The organism is Campylobacter concisus, assembly GCF_002165815.1.
Taxonomy (GTDB): domain Bacteria; phylum Campylobacterota; class Campylobacteria; order Campylobacterales; family Campylobacteraceae; genus Campylobacter_A; species Campylobacter_A concisus_BH.
In genome coordinates this window covers 111,162-124,628 of sequence record NZ_NDYN01000006.1, presented here as the reverse complement: position 1 = coordinate 124,628, position 13,467 = coordinate 111,162, and the positions used below count along the sequence as shown (strand labels likewise).

Genomic DNA, 13,467 nt, shown 5'->3' with positions numbered 1-13,467 from the left:
TGGCTTTGGCGATAAATTTCGCCAAGGCTAAATTTCCGCGCAAACTGCGTAAATTTTAGCTCCGTCATTAGCCACAGCATAGAGCCTGCCACCGCTTACTAGCATGATCTGATCTGCGCTAAGTCTAAATTTCTCAAACTCTATCTCTTTTAATAGCAAGCCATCTTTGGCGCTTATCAAAACTGGCTTATTTTTGCGGTTTGCGAGCAAAATTTGACCTTTGATCCAAACAAAATGCTCCGTGCCGCTGGTTTTAAACTTAAACATCACCTCGCCACTTTTTGCATCCACGGCGTATAGATCTCCGCCCTTGCCAGCGGTGCCAAAGTAAAGCACCCCCTCACGCAGGCAAACTGGCGTGTAAAGATATGCACCAAGCTTTAGCCGCCAGATGCTCTTACCTATCCTTGCGCCCTGCTCTTTGGGCGGCAAATTAGTGTTTAAATTTTCATCTTTTGCTTCGCTTTTGAGCTCTGCGCCGCCCAAAATTTCTTTGCACTCCATCATAAATGGCGAGCTCATGCGCACGCAAAAGCCATCAAATTCATACGTTTTAGCGTCGTTATATATCTCTTTTACAGGCTCCTTAGCAACGCCAAGCTCGCTCATCAGCCCGTCACTTATCTTTATAAGCTTTGCTGGGGAATTTATGTAGCCCTTGTAGTATCTAGTATTTAGCACGAAATAGCCATTTTCTGGGTAGCAACGCGCATTGCTAGCTATAAAAATTTCGCTTTGTTTGTAGATAAGCGTTGATCTTTTATGCTCGCTAAAGTCGCGTGAAAATGTATCTAGTAGCACGTAGTTTGGCGTTAGTTTTTGAGCTATCTCTAGCTCGCTAGGCACCCCAAAAGCAAAATGCACAAATGCAATGCGCTCATCCATCTCATAAATGCCAGTTACGCCGTGCCCGCGAAACTCCACACCAGGCATATCAAGAGGATAGATTATAACCCAAATTTCAAAGCGCACTGGGCTAAATTTGATAAAATTTGCCAAATTTAGCAAATTTAAGGAGCGATATGTTTTTAAAATTAGACGAGATCGCTAGAAAACTAGATCAAATTTTCTTGCCACTAGAGCAAGAGGACATAACTGGTATGAGACTTTTGCCACAAAAGGACGCTTTGGCGTTTATGCAAGCACAAAAGAGCCTTGGCGTAAATTTTCCAGCCAAATTTTTAGAGTTTTTAAGCAAATTTAACCTTGGCAACTTTGAAATTTGCAATGTCAGTTTTGGCTCAAGAGGCGACTATGCAAGCGAGCTAGTGCGCCTAAATGGCGTAGATGAGTTTGGAGGCAAATGGTGGCAGGGTGAAGCTCGACCAGCAAATTTGATAGTTTTTGCCGTGGGAGATCCTTGGATATTTTTGCTTGATTGCACGAGTGGTGCGGTCTATGCGTGGCTACTTGGAGATAAAAAGCTTTGCAGCAGGTGCGTTGCGAGTGACTTTGAAAAATTTTTCATAGCGCTTGCCAGCACCTATATAGCAAGACTAAACGGCGAAGCCATGCCATCAGCCCAGCAAATACTAAATTTTGTCCAAGCAGACGACGTGGCACTTGATTTTTGGCAAGAGATGGCGCAAATTTAGTAAATTTTATAAATTTATCCTAGCAACCAAAGCAAAAACCATTTTTTATAAATTTAGTTTCGATATGTAACACTCATTGCCCAAAATAAAAATATTAAAATATCTTTAAATAAAAATTTTTTCTAGCCGAGTTAATATTTAACTACAAAAAAAGGAAAAAGGAGCAAAAATGAGCGAGTACATCGAACAAACGATGGAGTGGATAAAGAAGACCAACCCAGGTCAAGGCGTCTTTGTCCAAGCTGCGACTGAGGTTTTAAACAGCCTAGAGCCGCTTATCAAAAGAGAGAGCAAGTACCAAAAACACGCGATCCTAGAGCGTATCGTCATCCCTGAGCGCACGGTGATCTTTCGCGTGACATATACAGGCGACGATGGCAGACCAAAGGTAAATAACGGCTACCGCGTGCAGTTTAACTCAGCTGTTGGCCCATACAAAGGCGGTCTAAGGCTTCACCCAAGCGTCGATCTTGGCGTGCTAAAATTTCTTGGATTTGAGCAAATTTTCAAAAACTCGCTCACTGGCGTAAATATCGGCGGCGCAAAAGGTGGCAGCACCTTTGATCCAAAGGGTAAGAGCGAGGGCGAGATAATGCGCTTTTGTCAAGCATTTATGAGCGAGCTATATCGCCACATCGGTAACACCGTGGATGTGCCAGCAGGCGACATCGGCGTGGGCGCTAGAGAGATCGGCTATATGTTTGGCCAGTATAAAAAGCTAACTGGCAGATTTGATGGCATCCTAACTGGCAAGGGGCTAAACTGGGGCGGCAGCCTAGCGCGCACAGAGGCCACTGGATACGGACTAGTATATTTCACTCAAAACATGCTAAAAAAAGCTGGACTTGATCTAGAGGGCAAAAAATGCAGCATCAGCGGTAGCGGAAATGTCGCTATCTACACAGTCGAAAAGCTCTATCAAGCAGGCGCACTGCCTATCACCGTCTCTGACTCAAACGGATATGTCTATGACGCTGAGGGCATCGATCTAGCGGTGCTTAAAGAGTTAAAAGAAGTGAAGCGCGCTCGCCTTAGCGAATACACCAAATTTAGACCAAATGCAAAATATGTAAGCGTAAGCGAGTATAAAGAGGGCAGAAACGGCGTCTGGGACGTACCATGCGACGGGGCCTTCCCATGTGCGACACAAAACGAGCTTCACCTAGCTGACATAAAAGTGCTTTACGCAAATGGCTGCCGCTTCGTGGCTGAGGGCGCGAACATGCCAAGCACGCTTGATGCGATAAATTTCATGCTTGCGCAAAAAGACTTTCACTTTGCACCAGCAAAAGCAGCAAACGCTGGCGGCGTTGGCACAAGTGGCCTTGAGATGATGCAAAATGCTGGCATGACTTCGTGGAGTTTCGAGGAGGTCGATCGCAGACTTCATGGCATTATGAATCACATCTTTGAACTAAGCTATGAAACAAGTAAAGAGTTTGGCGAAGAGGGCAACCTAGTGCTTGGCTCAAATATCGCTGGCTTTAGAAAAGTGGCTGATGCGATGATAGATCAAGGATATGTGTAGGCCAATTTTGCTTTGTAAATTTACGTCCAAGTTAAATTTGGGCGTAAATCGATACGAGGCAGGCAGGGTTTTTAGCCAAAATAGAGTTTGCCTTTTGTATGGCAAATTTTACTAGCAAGCTATCAAATTTACGCTAGTTTGAAGCATTTTATGCGGTGTTTGTTTTGACAAATTTTTGCTGGCGTGGCAGATGTGAATTTGAAGCTTGGCTAAATTTCACTAGGGTGGCTAGCAGATCACATTTTTTAGAGCTTTTTATAGAATTTTTGTCAAAAGAGCTAATATAGTGGCAAATGGTGGTATGGCAAGGCTCATCCAGTAAAATTGAAAGTTTTTGCCATGGAGCATCCTGTGGATATTTTGCTTGATTGCACGGAGTTGTGTCGTCTATATGTGGCTGCTTGGCGATGAAGAAATTTGCAGTAAATGAGTTTTGAGAGAGAAATTTTCATAGCACTTGTAACTTCGACATAGTAAGGCTAAATGACAAAATCCTGCCAAAAAGCGAGCAAGACCTAAAATTTCTCAAACGGATAACAGAGCACATTTTTGGCAAGAGATAGTTAAATTTTATAAATTTAAGCCACACCTAAATTTCTCTTATCAAATTTTGCTACCACATAAAACAAAAGCAGTCAAATCCTTCGCAAAAAAGCATTTTAAAGCGATAAAAACTACTCACATTTTTACAAGAAAAACCAAATTTCACTTATTAAATTTAACCAGCTATTAGGCAAAATTTAGCTCAAAGCACTCGCATAAACACTACAAATATCGAATTTACTCAAAAGAAGCTTTCATTTTTACTCTAGTATGTGGCTCTCACCCAGTCAAATTTCTGTAAAGCATCCATGCGAGCGATAAAAAAATAGAACAAATTCCAGCAAGCAAAAATTAAAATTTTATAAATTTAAGCTATAAACAAAGAAATTTCTTGCTAAATTTTGCTCCAAATAAAATAAAAGCAGTCAAAAGATTTGCAAAGGGCACTTATTAAAGCTATATTTCTCTCGTCAAGTTCAGCAACCTATTAGATGAAATTTAGCTCACGGCACTCGCACACGCACCATAAATTTACAAACTCACAAGAAGTTCAAATTTACTCTAATGGGCTGCGTTTGCTTGGTCAAATTTCAGCAAATCACTCACGTAAGAGGCAGTAAAAAGGTGGGGCAAATTCTGGCAAGCAAAAAGTAAAATTTGCTACATTTAACCCGCAAATAAGCAAATTCCCCATCAAATTTAGTCACCACATAAAACCAAAAGCAGTAAAAACGTTTGCGAAAAGCATTTATCAAAGCGACACCACACCCCCTGCCAAATTTAGCCAGATATTAGGCGAAAATTAGCTTAAAACACCCGCATAGCATTTAAATTTGCAAACTCACAAGAAGTTCAAATTTACTCTAATAGGCTGCATTTGCTTGGTCAAATTTCAGCAAAGCACTCACGCAAGTGATAGCAAACTGATTAAATTCTGCTAAGCAAAGATTAAAATTTGCTAAATTTAAGCTACAAATAATCAAGTTTCTTACCAAATTTGCTCATCAAATAAAAACTGAAGTAGTCAAAACATTTTGTAAAAAGTATTATTAAAGCGATATTCTCTTTGCCAAATTTAGCTAGCTCATAGGCAAAATTTAGCTTAAAAACTCTCACTCAAGCATATAAAAGACAAAATTTAAAACTCACAAGAAGTTTTTAGGCACAGCGCTTTTGCGAGTGACAGCAAGATAATCAAATTCGAACAAGGGAATTTAAAATTTGCTAAATTTAAGCTACAAATAATCAAGTTTCTTCCAAATTTAGCCAGCAATCAGGCGAAATTTAGTTTAAAACACTCGCACAAACACTTAAATTTACAAACTCGCAAGAAAGTCAATTTGTCTAAATTATTTTCAGCACAACGTCTATACAAGTGATGTCAAAGTATTAAATTCCAGTAAGCAAAAATCAAAATTTACTAAATTTAAGCCACGTCTAAATTCATCCTACAAAATTTAACCGCAAGCCACATCAGCCAGTAAAATACTCTCAGCGTAAATTTAGCAAATATAAAAATGATAGAATTTTTGAAAATAGTTATTTGTGAGTTTTTATATTAAAAATTTAATGAAAAAGAGCAAGCTCTAGCCTGCTCTTTATAGAAATTTAACCCTTTTTTGGAGTTACAAGCATATTTACATAACGACCTTCTATTATAGGCTCTTTGTCGCGGTCAGCCTCATCTTTGATCATCTCCCAGACCTTCTCAAGCATAGCTACGCCAGCCTCTGGGGTGCTCATCTCGCGACCCTTTAAAAATACACGAAATTTAACGTGTTTGCCATCTTGCAAAAATTCGCTTGCGTGTTTAACCTTATAGTTTATATCGTTTTGGGCGATCTTGACAGAGAGTTTTATCTCTTTTATCTCGATGGTTTTTTGCTTTTTCTTAGCCTCTTTTTGCTTTTTCTCTTGCTGATAGCGGAATTTACCATAGTCCATTATCTTGCAAACTGGCGGCTTTGCATCTGGCGCTATAAGCACCAGGTCAAGCCCAAGCTTGTTTGAGATCTCTAAAGCCTCATCTCTTGAGATGACACCGTACGCCGTGCCATCGTCTCCTACACATCTTACCTCTCTCGCCCTTATGTCCTCATTGAGCAATACTTCATTTTCCTTACTCAAAAATGTACCTCACTAAGTTTCTCCTTCGTTAAATTTATAAATTCCGCCAAGCTCATATCGCTCTGCGTCCTAGCCTGTCTGTCGCGCAATGCAACGCCCTTGTTTGCTACTTCGTTGTCTCCTAGCACGACTATCATAGGCACCCTTTGTTTTTCTGCCGTTCTTATTCTCTTATTTAAACTCTCATTTTTACTTGCGATCTCGCTATCGACGTTGATCTTTCTTAGCTCGCGTGAAATCTCTTTTGCGTAGTCTAAATGCGCGTCGCTAATAGGCACAATGACTACTTGCGTAGGAGCTATGAAAAATGGTAGCTCGCCAGCAGTGTGCTCAAGTAAAATTCCTATAAATCTCTCAAAACTACCAAGCAAGGCTCTGTGAAGCATTACTGGGCGCTGTCTTTCGTTTTTTGCGTCGATGTAGCCTAGATCAAAGCGCTCTGGCAAGTTAAAATCAACTTGTATCGTACCGCACTGCCACTTTCTCTTAAGTGCGTCAGTTATCTTAATGTCGATCTTTGGTCCATAAAATGCGCCACCGCCCTCGTCGATGCCGTATTTAAAGCCATTTTCATCAAGAGCTTCTTTTAACGCTTTTGTAGCAGTTTCCCAAATTTCATCGCCACCGATAGCTTTGGCTGGTTTGGTTGAAATTTCCATCTCGTAATGAAAGCCAAAATTCTCCATTATCGTGCCAGCAAATTTTAAAATTTCTAAGATATTTTCTTTGATCTGGCTTGGCATACAAAAGATATGTGAGTCATCTTGTGCAAATTCTCTAACCCTGAAAAGTCCGTGAAGCACGCCGCTTTTTTCATGGCGGTGCACGACGCCATACTCGAAAAATTTAAGCGGTAAGTCGCGGTAAGAGCGGATATCGCTTTGATAAACTTTGATGTGACCAACGCAGTTCATCGGCTTGATGCCATACTCTGTCTCATCAATCGTTGTAAAGTACATATTTTCTTTATAGTTTGCGTAGTGGCCACTTCTTCTCCACACATCAGCCTTTAAAAGCTCAGGTCCTCGCACTGGCTCGTAGCCGCGGTCGCGGTGAGCTTTGTATAAGAGCTGCTCTAGTTTTGATCTTAAGCGTCCGCCATTTGGTAGCCAGATAGGCAAACCGCCACCCACTTCTTCATCAAATGTAAATAGCTTCATCTCGACGCCAAGCTTTCTGTGATCGCGCTTTTTAGCCTCTTCGATGATGCGGATGTGCTCTTTTAGGCTCTCTTTGTCTGCGTAAGCTGTGCCGTAAATTCTAGTTAGCATCTCACGGCTCTCATCGCCGCCAAGATACGCGCCAGCCACGCGTGTAAGCTTGAAGAATTTTAAAAATTTAGTATTTGGCACGTGCGGTCCGCGGCAAAGGTCTTCAAAATCGCCTTGTGCGTAGCTGCTCACTTCGCCATCTGGAATTCTTTTTAAGACCTCTTGTTTTAGATCGTCGTTTTTAAATTTCTCACTCATATTAGCTTTAGTTGAGCAGGTTTTAACGATGTCAAATTTCTTCTCAGCAAGCTCTTTCATCTTATCTTCGATCGCTGCTAGATCGCTCTCGCCTAGCTTCGTGCCCTCATCATCAACTCTAAAATCATAATAAAATCCATCTTCTACGTTTGGTCCGACAAAGAATTTCGCCTTTGGATAGAGTGATTTGATAGCTTGTGCCATGAGGTGCGCACAGGAGTGTCTGATAACGTGTAGTGCCTCTTTTGAGTTGTCAAAATAGATAGGCTCAGCACTACTTTCACGCCCTGCGATACTTTGAGTATCGACTATTTCGCCATTTAGTTTGTATGCGATGATATCGCTCATTGTTTTTCCTTATATCAAATTGTCTTTTTTACGATAAAAGAACGATTAAGGATTTTATCAAAATGGGCTTTAAGCTAAACTTAATATTTGCTAAGCAAATTTTTATAAATTCTTTTTAAATTTAATGAAATTTGAGCCAAAATTTTTGGATTTTAAAATATATTTTTTTATATATAAAGATAAATATCCCTAAAATATACGCATTTTATCAATATACTTTATTATATTTTAAGATTATCCCTGATAATATTTGCTCCTGAAATGAATTTAGCAATTTCTCGTCTTTGCATTACTTAAATTCATTTTTCTCCCGATTAATTTAGTGCTAGGAAGTGGTTAGCCTAGCACTTTTATTTTGCAAATTTAACAAACACCGGCTTTACTATCCTAGCGTAGTCTTTTGCGTTTAAAACGATAGATCTATCAAGAAGCCCCGCATTAAAGGCGATCTCCTCGTTTCGCTCTAGCAAACTCTCATCCACGACAAGGTGCAAATTTTTATGAAAGCTAAATGGTGGAACCGAGCCAAAAACGCAATCAGCAAGCGCTGTAACCTCATCTGGACTAGCAAGGCTTGCTCTTTTACCGTCAAATTTTTGCGTAAGCGCGTCAAGATCAGCCTGCTCGTCAGCTGGCAAGACCGCTAGCAAGTAAATTTTACCAGCCTTCATCGCTGGCTTTTCGTCGTCTAACAAGTAGCCATCTAGCACATTTTCACCTTTAAAAATTTGCCTAAATTTCTCTTCATCTACGCCCTTTATAGAGCAGACCAGCGCCTTTGCGCCCTGACTCATCTTTGTGCCTCTTATCTTAGCGACCTCCTCTGAAGTCCTAGCACTCTCATGCTCTATCACTCTAAATTTAGCCCCATTCTTACTAAGAAGCTCGTGGATTTTATTAAAAATTTGCTCTGACACAGCTCTTTCCTTTGGATAAATTTAGTTAAAATTATACCGCTAAAACCAAAAAAGGGCAGGAAAATGCAGATAAATTTAGATGACGTAAAGATCGAGCCAAGCTGGAAAGAGGTGCTAAAAGATGAGTTTTTGAGTGAAAATTTCGCACGCATCAAAGAGAATTTCTTAAAAGCAAAGAGCGCTGGCGTCGTCTATCCACCAAGCGGGCTTATATTTAACGCATTTAATCTAACGCCATTTCACGATGTCAAGGTCGTCATCCTAGGCCAAGACCCATATCACGGCGCAAATCAAGCCATGGGACTAAGCTTTTCAGTGCCAAGTGGCGTGAGAGTGCCGCCAAGCCTTGTGAATATTTATAAAGAAATTTACGCCGATCTTGGCATAAAAGAGCCAAATAGCGGCGATCTTACAAAGTGGGCAAAGCAAGGCGTGCTACTTCTAAACTCAACTTTAAGTGTAAGTGCTGGAGCGGCAAATTCTCACGCTAGCTTCGGCTGGCAGGGCTTTACAGACGCCGTCATAAGAAAGATTAGCCAAAATTTACAAAACGTAGTTTTTATGCTCTGGGGCAACCCAGCCAAGGCAAAAGCGCCGCTAATAGACGCCAGCAAGCACCTCATCTTAGAGGCAGCCCACCCAAGTCCGCTAGCTCGTGGGGCGTTTTTTGGTTGCAGGCACTTTTCAAAGGCAAATATCTACCTAGCAAACCACGGCAAAACGCCCATCGAGTGGGACTTAAACGCTTAAATTTGAGCTATTTTTTAAGCTCACTAAGAAGCTTATTTACCTTTTCAAGCTCGCTTTTGCAAAATTTCTCATCGTTATTTTGCATTATCATCGCCTCTTGGCCGATTTGTCTTTGCTTAAACTCATCAAATTTAAGCTCAAAAAGCCTTAGCGCTTTCTCGTCACCCGCAAGCTTCTTGCTCTCTTTGGCATAAAGCTCGTCAAGATAGAGCCTGCTTTGCTTGACATACTCTTTGCAAACCTCGCTTGCACCAAATAAATTTACGCCCAGAAAAAGGGCAAAAATGGCAAATTTTTTCATATTTTTCCTTGAAATTTTTGCGTTATACTAGCCTTTAAGCACTTAAATTTTAAAATATTTTGCAAAAAAAGGATGAAAAATGAGGCGAAAAGATAGAGAGCTTAGCCAAGACGAGGCGCTTGAGATTATCGATGATTGCGAATACGCGGTGATCTCATGCGTGGATGATGAGGGAGAAATTTTTAGCGTACCGATCTCGCCAGTTAGAGTTGGTGAGAGCATTTTTATCCACGGAGCGAGCGCTGGCAGCAAGGCAAAACTGCTTCAAAATGGGCGAAAAATGGAGTTTGTCTGCGTTAGCTTCAACAAGGTCCCACACCTAAATGATAGCGAGCTAGAAATGATAAAAGACGACGGCAAGGCGCTTGGTGGCAAGGTCTTTACGACTGAATACAAAAGCGCCATCGCAAAAACAATAGCCTACGAAGTGAAAGATGAAGCCAAAAGATATGAAATTTTAAAAATTCTCAGCCAAAAATACACCTCCTACGCGATGAGCACCTTTGACGTGGCGGCCGAGTATGGGCTAAAAAATATGAAAATTTACGAGCTAAAGATAGAGAGCCTTAGCGCAAAGGCCAAAATTTTACCAAAAGCGGTAAAGGAGTAAATTTGAGCTCACTTGCACTGATGTTTAGACCAAAAAACTTGGATGAAATTTGCGGTCAAAAGGCGGTTAAAGCGGCATTTTTAAAATTTATAGCCACAAGCAAGATACCGCACTCCATATTTTATGGTCCAGCAGGCTGTGGTAAGACGAGCTTTGCAAGAGCTGTGGCAAGCGGGGCAAACTACGACTTTTACGAGTTTGACGGCGGAAATTTAAAGATAGATGACTTTCGCAAAATTTTAAAAAACTACGAAAACGCCCTAAACAAGCCGCTCTTTTTCATAGACGAGATCCATAGGCTTAGCAAAACCCAGCAAGAAGCGCTTTTGATCCCCATGGAAAACTACAAAGCCCTAGTCATCGGTGCAAGTACTGAAAATCCCTTTTTCACGCTAAGCTCAGGCATAAGAAGTCGCTCGATGCTCTTTGAGTTTAGACCGCTTAGCAGTGGCGATTTTGAGGAGCTTCTTGGCAAGATAAAAGAGCAAATTTCATTTAGTATTGACGAGGAGGCAAAGGAGTATCTCTTTAAAAGTAGCGGTGGCGACGCAAGAGCTATGCTAAATTTACTCGAATTTGCCGTCACGCTTGATGAAAATGTGAGCCTAGAAAATTTAAAAACACTTCGCCAAAACGCCCTAAAAGAGGGGGCAAAAGAGGATGACACGCACTACGAGCTAGCAAGTGCTTTTATAAAAAGCCTGCGCGGAAGCGACGAAAACGCCGTCATATACTATCTCGCAAGGCTCATAGACTCTGGCGAGAGCGCGGACTTCATCGCTAGAAGGATGGCGATATTTGCCAGCGAAGACATCGGCAACGCAAACCCAAATGCGCTAAATTTAGCCGCAAGCACGCTTAGCGTCGTAAAAGAGATAGGCTTCCCAGAGGCTAGGATCATACTGGCTCAGTGCGCCGTCTATCTAGCTAGCTCGCCAAAGTCAAACTCCAGCTACAACGCGATAAATGCCGCCCTAAGATACGTGCAAAGCGAAGAAATTTTAAAGATCCCGCCATATCTAAAAAATCACACAAAAGAGAGCAAAGACTACCTTTATCCGCATGATTTTGGCGGCTGGGTCGAGCAAAAATACCTAGAAAAACCGCTCGTTTTTTACAAAAGCAAGGGCATAGGCTTTGAAAAAACGCTAAATGAGTGGCTAGAAAAGATAAGGTCAAAGGACTAAATTTAGGCTTTACTCTTTCAAATTTAAAAGGGCTGTTTTAAGGATGAATGAGCAAAATTTAGAATATATCGCAAATTTAAAGATAAAAGACGTGCCATGGGATAGACTAAGCTGTAGCTACGGCACGGCGGAGCTTTTTGCGCAAATTTTAAACACACTTACAAAGGCTGTGAAAAAGTCTAAATTTGATGAAAAAGAGCTTAGCGAGCTGCTTGATGAAATCTTTGGTGAGTGTGAATATCAAGAGACATTTTGGCATGCAACGCCATTTGCGCTCGTTTTTTTAGTGCGAATTTATAAAAGTGCGCTAGACGAAAAAGGCGAGGCAGCTAAATTTATCTCGTGTAAGCTTGAACTCTTTTTTAAATTTATGCTTGAAATTTGCGAGAAATTAGAGCAGCTTGAGCACGCAAAGCCACTTACTAAAATGGAGCAAATGCTAGAGCCAAAGTATCTTGATATCGTAGATCAAGACGAGCTAAACTATGACGATAGGCTATTTTACAGCTTTTACTACTACTCAAGCATGGTTTTGCAGGACGCTTTTGTAAAAATTTAGCTTGGCCATGATTTTTTAGTAGTTAATTTAAATTTTATATTTTTTCAAATATACTTCTTAAATCCAAATCAATCACGAAAGTTAAAAAATGCCTACAAATTTTGCTGAAATTTTAAATAACTACGTTGAAAGTATAAATTCATTTCTCTGGGGTCCATACTTCCTAATCGCCCTACTTTGCGGCACTGGACTATTTTTCACCATTAGACTTGGCTTTGTTCAGATTTTTAAATTTAAGATGGGTTTAGGCGAACTTTTTGGAAATTTCTCACTTCACGGCGAGGCTGCTGGCAAGGCTGGTATGAGCTCGTTTCAAGCAGTCGCAACCGCTATCGCGGCTCAAGTTGGCACTGGAAACCTCGTGGGTGCGACCACAGCGCTTATCATGGGCGGTCCTGGGGCCATTTTTTGGATGTGGTGCGCAGCCTTTTTAGGCATGGCTACAAATTTTGCTGAAATTTGCCTCGCCCAAATTTACCGCACCAAAGACGATAGCGGCCACACGATAGGCGGTCCAGCCTTTTACATAAGCCGCGGATTAAAGGGCAAATGGGCGAAATTTCTAGCTGGATTTTTCGCTATCGCTATCATCATCGCACTTGGCTTTATCGGCAATATGGTTCAAGCAAACTCCATATCAGACGGCTTTAGCGGCGCTTTTGGCATACCGCAGTGGCTAACGGGGGCGTTTTTGGCTCTCATCTGCGCGCTAATTTTCATAGGCGGAGTAAAAGCGATCGCAAGGGTCGCTGAAAAGATCGTGCCGCTAATGGCGCTACTTTACATCGTTGTTGGCGTGGTTATCATCACTTTAAATTTTCACCAAATCCCAGAGGCGATCTCGCTAATATTTAAAGCCGCATTTGATCCTTCGGCTGCTTGGGGTGGGGCAACTGGAGCTAGCATCGCAGCTGCTATGAGATACGGCATCGCAAGGGGACTTTTTAGCAACGAAGCTGGCATGGGCTCAACTCCGCACGCACACGCTGCTGCAAACGTCAAACACCCAGTCGATCAAGCCGTCCTTGGCATAATGAGCGTCTTTATAGACACCTTTGTCATCTTAAATATAACCGTTTTTGTGGTGCTTACTGCAAATGTCATCAGCTTTGAAAACGGCAAGGCAGTCTTTACAGGCATCACCTTGGTGCAAGAGGCGTTTTCGTCACATATATTTGGCAAAACTGGCGGTTATAGCTTCGTGGCGATCTGCCTATTTTTCTTCGCATTTACGACGATCATTGGCTGGTATTACTTCGCTGAGATCAACGTGCGCTACCTTTTTGGCGCAAAAGCGGTTAAAATTTTTAAAATTTTAGTTGTCGTTTTTGTCTTTTTAGGCAGCTTGCAAAAGGTCGATTTTGTCTGGAGTTTAGCAGATATGTTTAACGGTCTTATGGTTGTGCCAAATTTGATCGCCATTATCCTTCTAAGCCCAGTTGTAGCCAAACTTTTAAAAGATCACGATGCTGGCAAAGAGTACGACGTAAAAGAGTATTTGAAGTAAATTTAAGAGTGAGTGGAGAGAGCTCT

13 protein-coding genes are annotated in these 13,467 nt (G+C 41.4%); 8 read left to right on the top strand and 5 right to left on the bottom strand.

Annotation, left to right across the window (positions count from 1 at the left end; translation table 11 throughout):
- Positions 1-27: 27 nt before the first annotated feature.
- Positions 28-999 (bottom strand): PQQ-binding-like beta-propeller repeat protein, encoded by a 972-nt coding sequence (locus tag B9N65_RS07270; RefSeq protein ID WP_257640043.1) that lies wholly within the window; start codon positions 997-999, stop codon positions 28-30.
- A gap of 23 nt (positions 1,000-1,022) precedes the next feature.
- Between B9N65_RS07270 and B9N65_RS07265 the strand changes: the two genes are divergently transcribed.
- From B9N65_RS07265 to B9N65_RS11270, 3 genes are all read left to right on the top strand, one after another.
- Positions 1,023-1,595 carry an SMI1/KNR4 family protein gene (locus B9N65_RS07265; RefSeq protein ID WP_087583387.1) on the top strand — a complete coding sequence of 191 codons (573 nt, stop codon included), beginning with the start codon at positions 1,023-1,025 and terminating at the stop codon, positions 1,593-1,595.
- Between the two features lie 169 nt (positions 1,596-1,764).
- Entirely contained in the window at positions 1,765-3,123 is a 1,359-nt protein-coding gene (gene gdhA, locus B9N65_RS07260; RefSeq protein ID WP_087583386.1) for an NADP-specific glutamate dehydrogenase, read from the top strand.
- Positions 3,124-4,157: 1,034 nt separating this feature from the next.
- The gene (locus B9N65_RS11270) at positions 4,158-4,286 is read left to right on the top strand and encodes a hypothetical protein (protein WP_257640042.1); all 129 of its coding nucleotides are present in this window, start codon (positions 4,158-4,160) and stop codon (positions 4,284-4,286) included.
- A gap of 988 nt (positions 4,287-5,274) precedes the next feature.
- Here the strand turns inward: B9N65_RS11270 and infC are convergent.
- The 3 genes from infC to B9N65_RS07240 form a co-directional block, all read right to left on the bottom strand.
- Complete coding sequence (gene infC / locus B9N65_RS07255; RefSeq protein WP_009295104.1) at positions 5,275-5,793, bottom strand: translation initiation factor IF-3; 519 nt, start codon at positions 5,791-5,793, stop codon at positions 5,275-5,277.
- On the bottom strand, positions 5,790-7,610 hold the full coding sequence (gene thrS / locus B9N65_RS07250) for a threonine--tRNA ligase (RefSeq protein WP_087583385.1): 1,821 nt from the start codon (positions 7,608-7,610) through the stop codon (positions 5,790-5,792). Before thrS ends, infC begins: the two co-directional genes overlap by 4 nt.
- 350 nt (positions 7,611-7,960) lie before the next feature.
- Positions 7,961-8,527 carry a YbaK/EbsC family protein gene (locus B9N65_RS07240; RefSeq protein WP_087583384.1) on the bottom strand — a complete coding sequence of 189 codons (567 nt, stop codon included), beginning with the start codon at positions 8,525-8,527 and terminating at the stop codon, positions 7,961-7,963.
- A gap of 63 nt (positions 8,528-8,590) precedes the next feature.
- Here B9N65_RS07240 and ung point away from each other — a divergent pair, with 63 nt between their 5' ends.
- The gene (gene ung, locus B9N65_RS07235) at positions 8,591-9,277 is read left to right on the top strand and encodes a uracil-DNA glycosylase (protein WP_087583383.1); all 687 of its coding nucleotides are present in this window, start codon (positions 8,591-8,593) and stop codon (positions 9,275-9,277) included.
- Between the two features lie 7 nt (positions 9,278-9,284).
- On the opposite strand, the gene B9N65_RS07230 is transcribed toward ung, so the two are convergent.
- Complete coding sequence (locus B9N65_RS07230; protein WP_087583382.1) at positions 9,285-9,578, bottom strand: hypothetical protein; 294 nt, start codon at positions 9,576-9,578, stop codon at positions 9,285-9,287.
- Between the two features lie 79 nt (positions 9,579-9,657).
- Here B9N65_RS07230 and B9N65_RS07225 point away from each other — a divergent pair, with 79 nt between their 5' ends.
- The 4 genes from B9N65_RS07225 to B9N65_RS07210 all read left to right on the top strand — a co-directional run bounded on the left by B9N65_RS07225 (position 9,658) and on the right by B9N65_RS07210 (position 13,441).
- The gene (locus B9N65_RS07225) at positions 9,658-10,188 is read left to right on the top strand and encodes a pyridoxamine 5'-phosphate oxidase family protein (RefSeq protein WP_087583381.1); all 531 of its coding nucleotides are present in this window, start codon (positions 9,658-9,660) and stop codon (positions 10,186-10,188) included.
- Between the two features lie 20 nt (positions 10,189-10,208).
- Positions 10,209-11,375, top strand: a complete 1,167-nt coding sequence (locus tag B9N65_RS07220; RefSeq protein ID WP_257640044.1) for a replication-associated recombination protein A — start codon at positions 10,209-10,211, stop codon at positions 11,373-11,375.
- Between the two features lie 43 nt (positions 11,376-11,418).
- Positions 11,419-11,934, top strand: a complete 516-nt coding sequence (locus tag B9N65_RS07215; protein ID WP_087583379.1) for an ATP-dependent DNA helicase RuvA — start codon at positions 11,419-11,421, stop codon at positions 11,932-11,934.
- Between the two features lie 88 nt (positions 11,935-12,022).
- Positions 12,023-13,441, top strand: a complete 1,419-nt coding sequence (locus B9N65_RS07210) for an alanine/glycine:cation symporter family protein (protein ID WP_087583378.1) — start codon at positions 12,023-12,025, stop codon at positions 13,439-13,441.
- The last annotated feature ends 26 nt before the right edge of the window (positions 13,442-13,467 follow it).

Coding starts and splice junctions, on each gene's coding strand:
- B9N65_RS07265 (WP_087583387.1), top strand. CDS start 1,023: ATGTTTTTAAAATTAGACGAGATCGCTAGAAAACTAGATCAAATTTTC.
- B9N65_RS07210 (WP_087583378.1), top strand. CDS start 12,023: ATGCCTACAAATTTTGCTGAAATTTTAAATAACTACGTTGAAAGTATA.
- gdhA (WP_087583386.1), top strand. CDS start 1,765: ATGAGCGAGTACATCGAACAAACGATGGAGTGGATAAAGAAGACCAAC.
- B9N65_RS07230 (WP_087583382.1), bottom strand. CDS start 9,578: ATGAAAAAATTTGCCATTTTTGCCCTTTTTCTGGGCGTAAATTTATTT.
- thrS (WP_087583385.1), bottom strand. CDS start 7,610: ATGAGCGATATCATCGCATACAAACTAAATGGCGAAATAGTCGATACT.
- ung (WP_087583383.1), top strand. CDS start 8,591: ATGCAGATAAATTTAGATGACGTAAAGATCGAGCCAAGCTGGAAAGAG.
- B9N65_RS07215 (WP_087583379.1), top strand. CDS start 11,419: ATGAATGAGCAAAATTTAGAATATATCGCAAATTTAAAGATAAAAGAC.
- B9N65_RS07220 (WP_257640044.1), top strand. CDS start 10,209: ATGTTTAGACCAAAAAACTTGGATGAAATTTGCGGTCAAAAGGCGGTT.
- B9N65_RS11270 (WP_257640042.1), top strand. CDS start 4,158: ATGAAATTTAGCTCACGGCACTCGCACACGCACCATAAATTTACAAAC.
- B9N65_RS07225 (WP_087583381.1), top strand. CDS start 9,658: ATGAGGCGAAAAGATAGAGAGCTTAGCCAAGACGAGGCGCTTGAGATT.